The sequence below is a fragment of the Xanthomonas citri pv. citri genome, from assembly GCF_000961215.1.
Lineage (GTDB): Bacteria > Pseudomonadota > Gammaproteobacteria > Xanthomonadales > Xanthomonadaceae > Xanthomonas > Xanthomonas cissicola.
This window is the reverse complement of sequence record NZ_CP008998.1, coordinates 2,787,806-2,802,210: the sequence shown is the minus strand read 5'-3', so window position 1 is coordinate 2,802,210 and position 14,405 is coordinate 2,787,806. Positions and strand designations below refer to the sequence as shown.

10 protein-coding genes and 1 other RNA gene are annotated in these 14,405 nt (G+C 67.3%); 9 read left to right on the top strand and 2 right to left on the bottom strand.

Features of this window, described 5'->3' with window-relative positions:
- Nucleotides 1-104 precede the first annotated feature (104 nt).
- From AMD14_RS23445 to AMD14_RS12705, 3 genes are all read left to right on the top strand, one after another.
- Nucleotides 105-180, top strand: a non-coding RNA gene (locus AMD14_RS23445) — sX9 sRNA.
- Nucleotides 175-2,013, top strand: a complete 1,839-nt coding sequence (locus tag AMD14_RS12710) for a formylglycine-generating enzyme family protein (protein ID WP_432816492.1) — start codon at nt 175-177, stop codon at nt 2,011-2,013. Before AMD14_RS23445 ends, AMD14_RS12710 begins: the two co-directional genes overlap by 6 nt.
- Before the next feature lie 510 nt (nt 2,014-2,523).
- Nucleotides 2,524-3,786, top strand: coding sequence for a virulence factor (locus AMD14_RS12705; protein ID WP_011051564.1), 1,263 nt, complete (start codon nt 2,524-2,526; stop codon nt 3,784-3,786).
- A gap of 269 nt (nt 3,787-4,055) precedes the next feature.
- On the opposite strand, the gene xseA is transcribed toward AMD14_RS12705, so the two are convergent.
- Both xseA and queG read right to left on the bottom strand, forming a co-directional pair.
- Nucleotides 4,056-5,393, bottom strand: coding sequence for an exodeoxyribonuclease VII large subunit (gene xseA / locus AMD14_RS12700; protein ID WP_011051563.1), 1,338 nt, complete (start codon nt 5,391-5,393; stop codon nt 4,056-4,058).
- 144 nt (nt 5,394-5,537) lie between these two features.
- Nucleotides 5,538-6,605 carry a tRNA epoxyqueuosine(34) reductase QueG gene (gene queG, locus AMD14_RS12695; RefSeq protein ID WP_011051562.1) on the bottom strand — a complete coding sequence of 356 codons (1,068 nt, stop codon included), beginning with the start codon at nt 6,603-6,605 and terminating at the stop codon, nt 5,538-5,540.
- Between the two features lie 24 nt (nt 6,606-6,629).
- Between queG and AMD14_RS12690 the strand changes: the two genes are divergently transcribed.
- The 6 genes from AMD14_RS12690 (at nt 6,630) to AMD14_RS12665 (ending at nt 14,353) form a co-directional block, all read left to right on the top strand.
- Nucleotides 6,630-8,117: a bifunctional ADP-dependent NAD(P)H-hydrate dehydratase/NAD(P)H-hydrate epimerase gene (locus AMD14_RS12690; RefSeq protein ID WP_011051561.1), complete on the top strand. Its 1,488-nt coding sequence runs from the start codon at nt 6,630-6,632 to the stop codon at nt 8,115-8,117.
- Nucleotides 8,114-8,614: a tRNA (adenosine(37)-N6)-threonylcarbamoyltransferase complex ATPase subunit type 1 TsaE gene (gene tsaE, locus AMD14_RS12685; RefSeq protein ID WP_005913023.1), complete on the top strand. Its 501-nt coding sequence runs from the start codon at nt 8,114-8,116 to the stop codon at nt 8,612-8,614. The genes AMD14_RS12690 and tsaE overlap by 4 nt, the downstream gene beginning before the upstream one ends.
- Before the next feature lie 70 nt (nt 8,615-8,684).
- On the top strand, nt 8,685-10,394 hold the full coding sequence (locus AMD14_RS12680) for an N-acetylmuramoyl-L-alanine amidase (protein WP_015472102.1): 1,710 nt from the start codon (nt 8,685-8,687) through the stop codon (nt 10,392-10,394).
- A 138-nt stretch (nt 10,395-10,532) separates the two neighbouring features.
- Complete coding sequence (mutL, locus tag AMD14_RS12675) at nt 10,533-12,410, top strand: DNA mismatch repair endonuclease MutL (protein ID WP_011051559.1); 1,878 nt, start codon at nt 10,533-10,535, stop codon at nt 12,408-12,410.
- Entirely contained in the window at nt 12,410-13,345 is a 936-nt protein-coding gene (locus AMD14_RS12670) for a DUF1684 domain-containing protein (protein WP_005913042.1), read from the top strand. Before mutL ends, AMD14_RS12670 begins: the two co-directional genes overlap by 1 nt.
- Nucleotides 13,346-13,378: 33 nt before the next feature.
- Nucleotides 13,379-14,353 carry a TraB/GumN family protein gene (locus AMD14_RS12665; protein ID WP_011051558.1) on the top strand — a complete coding sequence of 325 codons (975 nt, stop codon included), beginning with the start codon at nt 13,379-13,381 and terminating at the stop codon, nt 14,351-14,353.
- Nucleotides 14,354-14,405 lie beyond the last annotated feature (52 nt).

Sequence of the window (14,405 nt, the reverse complement as noted above, 5' to 3'; positions counted from 1 at the left end):
GAGTGCGGTGACCGGATGGCAACGTGGGCAATGGTTGCGCTGAGGGCGACTGGCAAAACGCCTGCGCAGCCAGCAGGCGGGCGCGGCCAGGGTGCGGACTCGGCATGTAGCACGCATACACTCCGGTTCCTGCGCGCCGGCCACACCCGCCTGAGGGCTGCTCTTTACGTTTTTTTGGCCGCCCTTTTGGCTGCCCTTAGTGTGTGCGCCTGTTCGCGCGCACCGACGCCCGCGCCTGCGGTCGCCCCGCAACCGGCGCCTGCCACCGTGCCGAGCAAGCCGAACGTGTCCATCGGTGGCGAAGAATCCGCCGAAACCGTGGCGCAATGGCAACCGCCGGCGGTGGAGTTGGGCGACGAGCCCCCGGCACAGGTGCGCAAACGCGCGGACCAGGCATTGCGGGAAGACCGCCTGTATCGCGATGCCGGCGATGCGATCCCCTTGTATCTGGCGATCCAGCAGCGCGCCGGTGGCAAGGATGCGGCCAGCCGTCGCGGCCTGGAGCAGGCGCGTGGCCGGTTGCTTGAACGCGGCGCGGCGCTGATCGAACAAACCGAGCGCCAGGACGACGCGTTGGAGCAGGCGCGTGAAGTGGCCTTCGTGGCGCTCGCCCTTGCCCCACAGGACCCGAAGGTGCGCGCACTGCAGCGCGAGGTGGAAACCGCGCAGCGCGTGCTTGCGTTCAACCGCGCCGGCGAGGAAGACCTGCGCGGCGGGCGGCTGGGCGAGGACGGCAATGGCGCGCTGGTGAATTTTCGCGATGCCGCACAACTGGATCCCGACAATCCGCGCACCCGGCAGGGCCTGGCCGCCGTGGAAAGCGGCCTGTTGGAGCGCGCCGAACAGGCGGCACAGGCAAGCGACTTCATCGGTGCCCGTTATTGGCTGCAGATGGCCGGGCAGGTACGCGACCGTGCGCCCACCATCGCCGATGCGCGCGCGCGGGTCGAACGCGTGCGCCGGGCGCAGATCGCTGGGTTGCACGACGCCGGTCTGCACGATCTCACCTCGCCGCGCGGGCTCAAGGCGGCCGGCCAAAAGCTTGCCGAAGTGCTGCGCATCGCCGACCCCGGAGATCCGGTGGCCGGCGATCTGCGCCGCCGGCTGGAGCTGGCCACGCATTACGGCAGCTTCCGTCCCGGCCAGGTATTCACCGACGGGCTCAAGGTCGGCGGGCGCGGGCCGCAGATGATCGTGGTGCCGCATGGCGCATTCCAGATGGGAGCTGGTGATGCCGAGCCGGGCGCATCCGACAACGAGCGCCCCGCCCATTACGTGCGCTTCGCACGCGGCTTTGCGTTGTCGATCACCGAGGTCACGGTTGCCGAGTTCCGCCAGTTCGTCGAAGCCACCGGCGCGCGCCCGCGTGCCACCCGGCGCGGGCATTCGGTGGTCTACGACGAGCGCAGCGGCAACTTCATCCGTCGCAGCGGTGTGGATTGGCAGTCCGACTACAACGGCGCCCAGGCCGCGCCCAACAGCCCGGTGATGCACGTGAGCATTCGCGACGCCGAAGCGTATGCGTCCTGGCTGTCGGAACAGACCGGCCGCCATTACCACGTGCCCAGCGAGGCCGAGTTCGAGTATGCGGTGCGTGCCGGCACCACCGGACGTTACCCGTGGGGCAACGCAGGCTCGCCGCCGGCCGACGCCGGCAATTTCACCGGCGGCAACGACGTCTCGCGTAGCGGCCGGCACTGGAACAACGGCTTCGTCGGCTACGGCGATGGCTTTTGGGGCCCGGCGCCGGTCGGCAGTTTTCGCGCCAACGCGTGGGGTCTGCACGACATGGGCGGCAACCTGAGCGAATGGGTGGCCGACTGCTGGCACGCCAGCTACCGCCGTGCACCGGCCGATGGCGCTGCCTGGTACAACCCGGGCTGCCGGCAACGCATGATCCGCGGCGGCAGCTGGGCCAATTCGCCGCAACAGACGCGCGCGGCCTGGCGGCAGTCGCAGGACTCGGACACCACCAGTGCCCGTATCGGCTTTCGCGTCGCACGCGGAATCTAGCGACGACCGGCAGCGGATGGGCGCGTCGATCGCGTCCTGCGCGACTGCCGCCTTCTGCTTGCCGTCGCTGTCGCCGCGAACGCTTTCGGATCGGCCCTGCGACCTGGGGGAGGTCTCGGCGGGGGCGTGTTCGCTCCGACAAGGCGGCCGGGCGGGGCGCGGCTGGACGAGCCAGGCATCTCTCTTGCACGACGCGGGAGGATTGCCAGAACTGCGCTGCAGTCGCGCAAGTGCCTTTGGTGATCGAGTGCGCGCGGACTGCGCCTGGATCCCCCATGTCCATCCAGCAACGTTCCCAGGACGACCGCTGAGTGCGGAAGTTTCCGAGGCGGCAATTCCCGACCGTCAGCCGTGCCGCGGGCGCCCGCAGGGCACGCGCTGCACCGATCATGCGTCGTGTGCAAGGTAGGGTTCAGATGACTTAACAGCAACGAACGCCGTGTCTAATCGCGGTGAAATCGGTCGTGTCTGCTGTGGTCAAATCGCAACCGCTAACCGGGGACTGCCGTCATGGGCATGGGGATCAAAATGTTTCGTTGGATGATTGCGATCTTGCTGATCGGCGGCAGCAGCTATGCCGTGGCGCGGCATCTGCAGGACAGTAATACGGCTGGGCATTACGGCTCGGTCGAAGTTATCCGCCCGGAGGGCACGCCCAAGGCGATGGTGATCCTGCTGCCCGACGGCGATCATCCTCAAGACAGCCAGAAGCTGGCCGACATGCTGAGCAACGATGGCGCGCTGGTGGCAGTGGTCGACACCGCCAACTATCGCGAACGCGTGCGCTCGCACCAAGCCGCCTGCAGCTCGCTGGCCGACGATGCCGAGCGACTGGGCAAGAAATTGTTGCGCGCCGAACATGTCGATGCGTTCCTGCCGCCGGTGTTGGTGGGGCAGGGCGATGGCGCGGTGCTGGCGCGCCAGGCAGTGGCCTCGGCCGCGCCCGACGTGCTGGGCGGTGCGGTGGTTGCCGATGCCGGCACCAAGGATCCTGGCCTGGCGTGCTCGCGCGATCTGCCCAATGCCAGTCAGGGCTTCCTGGACGATCTGGCCGACGCATCCAGCCCGATGCAGATCGCAGCGGCCACACGCGGGCACTTCCTGGCTGCGCAGTCGCAAGGCCTGGGCGATTTGCCGCTGGTGGAAATGCACGCGCCCGGCAGCGACCGTCTGGTGGTGATGCTGTCCGGCGATGGCGGCTGGCGCGAACTGGATAAAGGCATTGCCGCGCAGCTGCAGCAACAGGGCGTGTCGGTGGTGGGCTGGAATAGCCTGCGCTACTTCTGGGGCAGCCGCACGCCGCAGCAGGTTGGTGCGGATCTGGATCGGGTGATTGCCAGCTATCGCCAGCGTTGGCATATCCAGCACGTCGCCCTGGTGGGGTATTCGTTCGGTGCCGATGTGTTGCCGTTCGCCTATCCAGGACTGTCGCCGCAGCAACGCGCCTCGGTGCAGTTCGTCAGCCTGCTCGGCCTGGGACACGAGGCTGACTTCAAGGTGCGCGTGGGTGGCTGGCTGGGCTGGCATAACGACGCCGAGCGCGATGTGGAGCCGGCCATCCAGGCGCTGGACGCGCACCGCCTGCAATGCATCTACGGCGACGAAGAAAAGGACACGCTGTGTCCGGAGCTGCGCGCACGCGGCGTGCAGGTGCTGGCGCGCCCCGGTGGGCATCACTTCGACCACGATCCGGTGGTGCTGGCCAATCTGCTGATGCAGGGCTGGCAGCATGCAGCGCAGACGCCGATCGCGGAGACGGCGAGCCGCTCCTAATGCCGCTTGCAACCCGCAAAGCGTTGCGTAACGTGTTCTAGAGCGACAAGCAATGATCGCCACTGACCACCTTCCACCATGCGAAGGTGCTCGACGCTGAAGCGCGACTGGCGGCCCTGCTTCAGCGAAATCCCGGATTCGCCCGACCCCGTGGCGTGCTTCGAAGGCACTCTCCGGCGCCCCGTGGAATGGGCACCTTCGAAGAGTTAATGTCAGCGCTGGAGCGCCGGCATTGCTGCAGGAACCACGGTGTCGCGCATGGCTTGCGGTCAGCTTTCGCCAGACTCCACTCGCACCTCGATACTGCCATCGGCCAGCTGCGCGCGCAGGCGTTCGCCCGTGACCACCTCGGCAGCGCTGCGCACCACGCTGCCATTGGCAGGACGGGTCACGATGGCGTAGCCGCGTGCGACTGTGGCCAGCGGGCTGACCGCTTCCAGCGAGCGTGCAATGCGACGGAGTTGCAGCTGATCATGCTGCAGGCGACGTTGCATCGCCGCCTGCGGATGCAGTGCCCGCAGGCGTTGCTGCAAGCCGGCCAGATGGCGTTGCGGGTTGTGCGATTGCAGCTGTGCTTGCCCACGCTGTACGCGCGCCTGCAAGCGTTCGAGCACGTGCATCATGCGCGCACGCAGCTGGCGACCGGCGTCTTCCTGGCGGCGATGGAGCAGTTGCAAGCGCGCCTGCGGGCTCTGCGCACGCAGCCGCAGGGCCAGCCGGTCTGCGCGTTGCATGGCATTGCCCAAGGCGTGTTGCTGCAGTTGGGTCATGCGTGCCTGCGCACGCCGCACGCGCGCGACCAGCTCGCGTTGATCGGGCACCAGCAATTCGGCCGCGACCGAGGGCGTGGGTGCGCGGACATCGGCGACGAAATCGCTGAGGCTGAAGTCGGTCTCGTGGCCGACTGCAGATACCACCGGGGTCTGCGCGGCGGCGATCGCGCGCGCCAGGCGTTCGTCGTTGAAGGCCCACAGATCTTCCAGCGAGCCGCCACCGCGGGTGATCAGGATAACGTCGTAGCGCCCGGAGGCATCGGCGCGTTGCAGCAGTGAGGTGATCTGTGCGGCAGCGCTGTCGCCTTGCACCAGCGAAGGCAGCAGGTCCACTTCGAGCAGCGGAAAACGCCGCGCCAGCACGCTGAGCACATCGCGCACCGCCGCGCCGCTGGGCGAGGTGATCACCGCCAGCCGCCGCACATGCGCAGGCAGTGCCTGCTTGCGCTCGGCATCGAACAGGCCTTCGGCGGTAAGACGCGCGCGCAGTTCGTCGAAGGCGCGACGCAGGGCGCCTTCGCCGGCTTCTTCCATATGGTCGAGCACCAGCTGATAGTCGCCGCGCGCTTCGTATAGGGTCAGGCGCCCGCGCGCGAGCACGCGCAGGCCTTCGCGCGGCTGGAATTTCAGCCAGGTGCTCTTGGGCTTGAACATCGCGCAGCGGATCTGCGCGCGCGCGTCCTTGAGCGTGAAATACAGATGTCCCGACGCCGGCCGGGTGACGCTGCTCAGTTCGGCTTCCACCCACACCAGCGGGAAACCGCCTTCCAGCAGGTCGCGCGCCAGCGAATTGAGCTGGCTGGGAGTGAGGATCTGTTCGTTGCGGTCGGCCATCGCTGCATTATCCCGTAGCGACGACGGTGATGGGTGATGGGCCGGCGAACGCCGATGGCAACAGAGCCGCAGCGTTGGCCAACGCGTGCACGTGCAGGTTGCAGCTGCCGCATGCGCAACGCGCTCACACGTGGCCTGTGCCGGTCAAAGACCGTGTTGCGCCAGCGCCCAGCCAACGTGTTCGCGCACCAGTGCCGAGTCGTCGTAGCGACGTGCTTCCAGTGCGGCCAGCACTTCTGGCGTACCAGGCGCATTGCCCAGGCCCACGGCAATGTTGCGCAGCCAACGCTCGTATCCGCTGCGGCGGATCGGGCTGCCCTCGGTGCGGCCCAGGAACTCGTCCTCATTCCAGGCGAACAGTTGCGGCAGCGTGGCCACGTCCAGGTCGTTGCGGGCGCGGAAATCGGCTTCGTCGGTGCGCTTGGCGAACTTGTTCCAGGGACAGATCAGTTGGCAGTCGTCGCAGCCGAAGATGCGGTTGCCGATCGGCTTGCGCATGTCTTCGGGAATTGCGCCGTCGTGTTCGATGGTGAGGTATGCGATGCAGCGGCGCGCATCCAGCCGGTAGGGCGCGATGATGGCTTGGGTCGGGCAGATATCGATGCAGCGCGTGCAGGTGCCGCAATGCGCGGTGGCGGGCGTGTCGATCGGCAGTGGCAGGTCGAGGTAGATCTCGCCGAGAAAGAACCACGAGCCGCCGTTGCGATCGATCAGGCAGGTGTGCTTGCCGATCCAGCCCAGGCCGGCATTGCGTGCCAACGCGCGCTCCAGCACCGGCGCCGAGTCGACGAACACGCGGAAACCGAATGCGCCAATTTCGCCCTGGATGCGCTCGGCCAGCTTCTGCAGCCGGTTGCGCATCAGCTTGTGGTAATCGCGCCCCAGCGCGTAGCGCGCTACATAGGCGCGGCTGCCGTCGTGCAAGGTGTTCCAGGCCTCGGTGTCGTCCTTGCGGCCGTAATCCATGCCGACCGACAACACGCGCAGGGTGCCGGGCACTAATTCTTGCGGGCGCGAGCGTTTGTCGCCGTGCTGGGCCATCCAGTGCATGGTGCCGTACAGGCCTTCTTCCAGCCAGCTGCGCAGATGCACCTCGTCCTCGCCCAGCTCAATGCCGGTAATGCCGCAGCGTTGAAAGCCGGCTTCGCGCGCAAGCACGCGAATGCGCGCAGCGGCATCGGCAGGGTCGGGGCGGGCAAGAACGGCAGACATGGCGACAAGTATAGAATTCCCGGCATGTACGCACCGCTCGCTCTTTACGACACTGCCGCCGCGCGCACGCTCGATGCGCAGGCCACCACGCTGCTCGGCGGCGACGGCTACACCCTGATGCAACGCGCCGGGCAGGCGGCCTGGCAGTGGTCGCTGGAACGCTGGCCGCAGGCGCGCCGCCTCGTGGTGGTATGCGGCACCGGCAACAATGGGGGCGACGGCTATGTGCTGGCGCGCCTGGCACACCGCGCAGGGCGTCAGGTCCGCGTGGTGCACCTGCCCGAACACGGCCCGGGCTCGGACCTGGCGCAGCGCGCCTGTACCGACTACCTCGCCGTCGGTGGTGCAATCGAATTGTTTCCGTATCCGCTGGGACAGGCCGATGTAATCGTCGATGCGCTGTTCGGCATCGGCCTGAATCGCGCACCGGACGATGCGACCGCCGCCTTGATCGACGCCATCAACGCGGCGGGCGTGCCGGTGTTTGCACTGGATGTGCCCAGCGGCATCGATGCCGACCATGGGGTGGCTTTCGGTGCGGCGGTACGCGCAGCGCGGACCTTGCAGTTCATCGTGCCGCATCTGGGACTCTACACCGGCGATGCGCTGGAACATGCCGGCGAGCGTGAAGTGGCTTCGCTGGAGGTGCCGGTTTCAGCATTCGACGGGCTCACGCCAGTCGCACACAGTTGGAACAGCGATGCCCTGGCGGCGCAATTGCGCCCGCGTCGCCGCAACACGCACAAGGGCGAATCCGGGCGGGTGCTGTGCGTGGGCGGCAATCTCGGCAGCGGCGGCGCGATCATGCTGACCGCCGAAGCGGCGTTGCGCAGCGGCGCCGGGTTGGTGCAGGTCGCAACGCGCGCCGAGCATGTCACGCCGCTGCTGGCGCGCTGCCCCGAAGCGATGGCGCGTGCCGTGCAGGCCGATGACGACATCGCCACTCTGGCCGAGGCGGCGGATGCGGTTGCGCTCGGGCCCGGGTTAGGGCAGGACGACTGGGCGCAGGCATTGTGGCGCGCAGCGCTGGGCGCCGCTACGGCGGTGGTGCTCGATGCCGATGGGCTGAATCTGCTGGCCGCCAACGACGTTCCAGTGCATGGTCCGCGCGTCTTGACGCCGCACCCGGGCGAGGCCGGGCGTCTGCTGGGCCTGTCGACCCGACAGATTCAGCGCGATCGTCCGGCCGCTGCTGCTGCACTTGCAACACGCTACGACGCAGTGGTCGTACTCAAGGGCGCCGGCACCGTGGTCGCGTCGCCAAGTAACTTGCCGCGCATCATCGACGCAGGCAATCCCGGCATGGCGGTCGGCGGCATGGGCGATCTGTTGACCGGCGTCATCGCGGCATTGCTGGCGCAGGGCTTCTCGCCATTCGATGCCGCCAGTCTTGGCGCCTTGCTGCACGCATGTGCCGGCGATGCGGCCGCGCACGCAGGCGAGCGCGGCCTGTTGCCCACCGACCTGCTTCCCGAGCTGCGCCGCCTTGCCAATGCTGGAGCCATCGCATGATCGACCTCAACGGACAACTGCACGACGTGCAGGCCACCGAGACCCTGGGCCAAGCGCTGGCCGCAGCGCGACCGGTCAGCGCGGTGGTGCAGTTGCATGGCGACCTGGGCGCGGGCAAGTCCACGCTCGCGCGCGCGCTGCTGCGCGCACTCGGTGTCGCCGGGCCGATTCGCAGCCCCACCTACACGTTGGTCGAACGCTATCCGCTGAGTACTGGCGATGAAGCCTGGCATCTGGACCTCTACCGCATTGGCCATGCAGGAGAGCTGGACTTTCTCGGGCTCGACGAGGGCAGTGCGAGCTTGTGGCTGGTCGAATGGCCGGAGCGCGGTGCTGGCGTGCTGCCGCCGGTCGATCTGGACGTTGAACTGGCCGTGGCCGGCGAAGGCCGCAGCGTTCGGTTGCTGGGCCGAAGTGCGATCGGGCATGCCTGGATGGACAGACTGTCACGGCAACCCCAGTTGCAGGTCCTTTTTGCCGCCTCACGAGAAGAATGAACGCCAGGTTATGGATTATTAAGGGAAGTTGCCTTGCAATTCACGCAGTTGGATGCTTGAATCCAGCGCCATGACACCGGGGATCCGCAACTTCTGTCTTTCCGCCCTGACCGCCAGCTTGAGCCTGGCGGTTTTTGCTGCCTGGGGCGGCGAAATCAAGGGGGTCGGCGTCAGTACCGGAGCCACCGGGACCCGTGCGGAGATTCAACTGGCCGGCAGCGGCGGCTTCAAAACGCTGTCGCTGGCGAACCCGACGCGCCTGGTCGTGGATTTTCCAGAATCCTCGGGCGTGCGCGGTCTCAAGCTGCCGGCTGCTGCCGGATTGGTGACCTCGGTGCGCACCGGTCAGCCGGTGCCTGGCACGTTCCGTGTGGTGTTCGAACTGGCAACGCCGGTGACCCCGCTGAAACCGCAGATGCAGACGCTGGGCAGCGCGTCGACATTGGTGATCGAATGGCCCGGCGATCCGACGCCGGCGGCGGCCTCCGCAGTGGCTGCGGCTGCACCGACGGCAGCCCCGGCGCCGCGCCCGCTCAATGCACAGGCCGAAGCGGCACGCGCGACTGCAGCCTTGGCCGCATCTGCGCAACGTGCCTCGTCGGTGCCGCCGCCTCAGCCGTCGACGCCGCCGCCTGCCCCGTCTGTGCCGGCATCGGCGATGCCCACTGTCACTCAGGCCCCGGTACCGACCACCATCGCCACTGGTGTGCCGACACCTCGGCCTGCCACCTCCGCGACCACCGGTGCGCCAGCGCCGACTGGCGTTGCCGGCAACACGCCGAACCGTGCCGCCGGGGCCGCCGCTGCCGTACCGTCTGGCGCAGTGGTGGCGGGCAGTAGCGCAGCTGCAGCTGCGATCTTGAATGGCGGCAGCGCACCGATGGGTGCAACGTCCGGTAATGCCGGAGCAATCGCCCCCAATAGTGCTTCGGGCGTGGTGGCTGCCGCAGGCGACGACGACCTGCCGCCGCGTCCGGTACTGCCCAGCGAAGCCTCGCGGATCAAGATGGCACCGGGCATGCGGCCATTGGTCGTGGCGATCGACCCAGGCCACGGCGGCCAGGACCCGGGCGCCATGGGGCCCACCGGTAAGCGCGAGAAGGACGTCACCCTGGCGGTGGGTCGTGAACTGGCACGCCAGGTCAACGCCACGCCAGGCATGAAGGCCTACCTGACGCGCGATACCGACGTGTTCATTCCATTGCCGATGCGTGCGCAGAAAGCCCGCGCTGCCAAGGCCGACATCTTCATTTCCATCCATGCCGACGCCGCCGAAAACCGCAGCGCCACTGGCTCCTCCGTGTACGTACTGTCGACCAAGGGAGCCTCGTCGCAACGGGCGCGCTGGCTGGCGGACAAGGAAAACGCCGCCGATCTGGTTGGCGGCGTGCGCCTGCAGCAAACCGAAAGCACCCTGGCCAACGTGTTGTTGGACCTGGCGCAGAGCGGCCACATGAAGGCCTCCGAAGATGCCGCTGGCCATGTATTGGGTGGGCTCAAGCGCATCGGCAACAATCACAAGCCGCAATTGGAACGCGCCAACTTCGCGGTGCTGCGGACCTCCGACATGCCGGCGATGCTGGTCGAAACTGCCTTCATCTCCAATCCGGATGAAGAACGTCGCCTGATCGATCCGGCTTACCAGCGCAGGATTGCCAGCGCCGTGCTGGACGGCATCGATACCTTCTTTACCCGCCAACCGCCGCCAGGCACCTTGTTCGCCGCGCGTGCGCAGGCCGAAGCCGATGCAGTCGGCACCGTGGCCGGCGGCAGCCGCTGACCGGCTCGGCTATCATTCCGCACTGATTCCTTAGATGACGGCGTCTGCGCGCCGCCGGATTGCCGTGCCGATGTCCGTCTTGTCTGTCACACCGCCGATCTACCGCGTTTCGCGCGTGCCGCACTGGAGCGTGCGCTGATGGCGATCCGCCAGTTGCCCGAGATTTTGATCAACCAGATCGCTGCCGGCGAAGTTGTCGAGCGGCCCGCATCGGTGGTCAAGGAACTGGTCGAAAATGCACTCGATGCCGGTGCCACGCGCGTGGATATCGAGCTCGAAGAGGGCGGCGTCCGGCTGATCCGTATCCGCGACAACGGTGGCGGTATCACCCCGGACGAACTGCCGCTGGCAGTCTCGCGGCATGCCACCAGCAAGATCGCTTCGCTGGACGACCTGGAGACTGTCGCCACGCTTGGCTTTCGCGGCGAAGCCTTGCCGTCGATCGCCTCGGTCAGTCGCTTTACCCTGACCTCGCGCCGCCACGACGCCGAACACGGCTCCGCATTGGAAATCGACGGCGGCCGCCTGGGCGAGGTGGTGCCGCGCGCGCATGCGCCAGGCACCACGGTCGAAGTGCGCGAACTGTTCTTCAATGTGCCGGCACGGCGCAAGTTCCTGCGTGCCGAACGCACCGAACTCGGCCACATCGAAGAGTGGTTGCGTTCGCTGGCGCTGGCGCGGCCGGATGTCGAATTGCGCGTCTCGCACAACGGCAAGCCGTCGCGGCGTTACAAGCCGGGCGATCTGTATTCGGATGCGCGGCTGGGCGAAACGCTCGGCGACGATTTTGCGCGCCAGGCCCTACGCGTGGACCACAGCGGCGCCGGTCTGCGCCTGCACGGCTGGGTTGCGCAACCGCATTACTCGCGTGCCAGCACCGATCAGCAATACCTCTACGTCAACGGCCGTTCGGTCAGAGAACGCAGCGTGGCGCATGCGGTGAAGATGGCCTACGGCGATGTGCTGTTCCATGGCCGCCAGCCGGCGTATGTGCTGTTTCTGGAGCTGGACCCGGCACGTGTGGACGTCAATGTGCATCCGGCCAAACACGAGGTGCGCTTCCGCGAAGCGCGGCTGATCCACGATTTCGTCTATCGCACCTTGCAGGATGCCTTGGCGCACACCCGCGCCGGCGCGACGCCGAACAGCATCGGCGGCGACGGCACCGGCTACACGGCCGCCACGTCTGGCGGAATGGGCGGCATCGCCAGTGGCGGCGTTCCAGGTAATGGCGGCGCATCCATTGGCAGCGGTGGCGCTTACAGCTACGCCAGCTGGACGCCTTCGCAAACGCCGCTGGGGCTGCGTGTGGACGAGGCGCGCGCCGCCTACAGCGCGCTGTATGCACCACCGCCGAGCAGCGCGCAGCAATCGGCAGGCATGCCGAACATGGCCGGCACCGGATTGCCGGCAACTGCGCAAGACAGCGGTGTGCCGCCGCTCGGTTATGCCATCGCGCAGTTGCACGGCATCTACATCCTGGCCGAGAACGCCGAAGGCTTGATCGTGGTCGACATGCACGCGGCGCACGAGCGCATCGGCTATGAGCGGCTCAAACATGCGCATGACAGCATCGGCCTGCACGCGCAACCGCTGCTGGTGCCGATGACGCTGGCAGTAGGCGAGCGCGAAGCCGACACCGCCGAGCGCGAAGCGGAGACGTTGGCCACGCTGGGCTTCGAGATCACCCGCGCCGGCCCGCAGTCGCTGCACGTGCGCAGCATTCCCGCGCTGCTGGCCAATGCCGAACCGGAGGCGCTGCTGCGCGATGTGCTGAGCGATCTGCGCGAGCATGGTCAAAGCCGCCGCATCGCCAGCGCACGCGACGAGCTGCTCTCCACCATGGCGTGCCACGGCGCGGTGCGCGCCAACCGCCGCCTCACCGTGCCCGAAATGAACGCGTTGCTGCGCGATATGGAAGCCACCGAACGCTCGGGCCAATGCAACCATGGCCGACCGACCTGGGCGCGGTTTACGCTGAGCGATATCGATCGTTGGTTTTTGAGGGGGCGTTGATGGCAGTGCACAGGGGGAAGGGCTGGCTGCTCGGCATGTTAGTGGCGGCAATATTGGTCGGGTGCGGGCGCGATGCACCACCGCCGGCTGCGCCGGTCGCACTCGACAAGACATTTCTTGCCGACACCGCCGCCTGGCGCGAAGCGCGGCTGAAAGAACTGCGCGCCCCCGATGGCTGGACCAGCCTGGTCGGCTTGCACTGGCTGTCGCTGAAGGCGCATTACATCGGCAGCAGCGCCGACAGCGGTATCAAACTCGCGGTAGGCCCGCCGAAGATGGGCATGGTGTCCACCGAGAACAACGCGGTCTGGTTCGTGCCCGAGCGTGGTGCGGCGCTGACCCTCGATGGCAAGCCGCTGACCAGCCGGATCCGCTTCCAGTCCGACCGCGATCCGCAGCCCACCCTGATCCATTTCGACGACGGCAAGGGCGTGTTGAGCCTGATCCATCGCGGCGACCGGTATGCGCTACGGGTCAAGCATGCCGACGCGAGTTCGCGCACGCACTTCGCTGGCCTGGACTATTGGCCCTTGGATGCGTCCTGGCGCATCAACGCCCGCTACGTGCCCAACGCTGTGGGCAAGACCATCCCGATCGTCGACATCGTCGGGATCAGCAGCGAGCAGCCGAACGCGGGCGCGATCGAGTTCGAACGCGACGGCAAGACCTTCCGATTGGAAACCATCGGCGAGCCAGGCAGGGCGATGTTCGTGGTATTCGCCGACCGTACCAGCGGCCACGGCAGCTATCCGGCCGGACGTTTTCTCGATCTGGACGTGCCCGATGCCTCGGGACATGTGATGGTCGATTTCAACCGCGCCTACAACCCGCCATGCGCGTTCACTCCGTTCGCCACCTGTCCACTGCCGCCACCGGAAAACCGCATCGATCTGGCGGTGTCGGCAGGCGAGAAGGCCTACAAGGTGCCGCACTGACATGCGCGACATTCACACGCGCGGAGAAGCCTCTTGACCGGGCGACGGACGACGTCGAAACGCCAACGGGTTGCCGCCTGGTGCGGCGGCGCGCTGCTCGGCCTGGCCTTGTGGAGCGGGGCGCTCGTGCCGGTGTGGGCGCGCGGTGCCGGCGACGCGCCGGCGGGCCCGCCGGTGCCGCTGCTGTGGAAGGTCGATGGCAAGGGTGGCACGCTGTATCTGCTGGGCTCGTTTCATGTGCTCAAGCCCAGCGACTATCCGCTATCGCCGGATGTGATGCAGGCCTTCGCCAGGGCCGACCGCCTGCTGTTCGAGTTGCCGCCTGACGATGCGCAATCGCCCGAGCTGGCCGGTCGCATGTTGCAGGCGGCGCGGCGCACCGACGGGCGTACGCTGCAAGACACGCTGGATGCGAAGACTTGGCAGGCGCTGAGCGCCTACGCGCGCAAGTACGGCATGTCGCTGGCGAGCCTGCAGCCGCTCGAGCCCTGGTTCGTGGCGCTGACGATCAGCCTGGCGGAGATGACCCGGCAAGGCATGGACCCGAACGCGGGGCTGGACCATTACCTGATGGAACAGGCGCAGGCGCGCGGCAAACCGGCCGACGGCCTGGAACGCGCCGCCGAGCAAATCGCCTTGCTCGATGGCATGTCGCCGACCGAGCAGCATCAGTTGCTGGAAGAATCGCTGGAAGAGGCCGATGCCTCCGACCAGCTACGCCAGCTGCATGCAGCCTGGCGCAATGGCGATGTGCATACGCTGTCCACGCAGATGGCCGACGACATGCGCCGCCAGTATCCGGCGCTGTATCAGGACATCAACGTCGAGCGCAATGCGCGCTGGGTGCCGCGGCTGGAACAGCGGCTCGGCAAAGGCAGCGGGACCACGCTGGTGGTGGTCGGTGCGCTGCATTTACTAGGCAATGACGGGGTAGTGGAGCGTCTGCGTGTTCGCGGCTACCACGTGGAGCGCATCTGCTCGGCCTGCACAACGCAGGCCGGCCACTGATCGGCTGCGCCTGGGAGCGTGACGCTCCTGGCGCAGCGTTCGATGTTTGGAA

What these genes read in the sequence shown, in the direction of transcription:
- AMD14_RS12705 (WP_011051564.1), top strand. Translation starts at nt 2,524, where the DNA reads ATGGGCATGGGGATCAAAATGTTTCGTTGGATGATTGCGATCTTGCTG.
- xseA (WP_011051563.1), bottom strand. Translation starts at nt 5,393, where the DNA reads ATGGCCGACCGCAACGAACAGATCCTCACTCCCAGCCAGCTCAATTCG.
- queG (WP_011051562.1), bottom strand. Translation starts at nt 6,605, where the DNA reads ATGTCTGCCGTTCTTGCCCGCCCCGACCCTGCCGATGCCGCTGCGCGC.
- AMD14_RS12690 (WP_011051561.1), top strand. Translation starts at nt 6,630, where the DNA reads ATGTACGCACCGCTCGCTCTTTACGACACTGCCGCCGCGCGCACGCTC.
- tsaE (WP_005913023.1), top strand. Translation starts at nt 8,114, where the DNA reads ATGATCGACCTCAACGGACAACTGCACGACGTGCAGGCCACCGAGACC.
- AMD14_RS12680 (WP_015472102.1), top strand. Translation starts at nt 8,685, where the DNA reads ATGACACCGGGGATCCGCAACTTCTGTCTTTCCGCCCTGACCGCCAGC.
- mutL (WP_011051559.1), top strand. Translation starts at nt 10,533, where the DNA reads ATGGCGATCCGCCAGTTGCCCGAGATTTTGATCAACCAGATCGCTGCC.
- AMD14_RS12670 (WP_005913042.1), top strand. Translation starts at nt 12,410, where the DNA reads ATGGCAGTGCACAGGGGGAAGGGCTGGCTGCTCGGCATGTTAGTGGCG.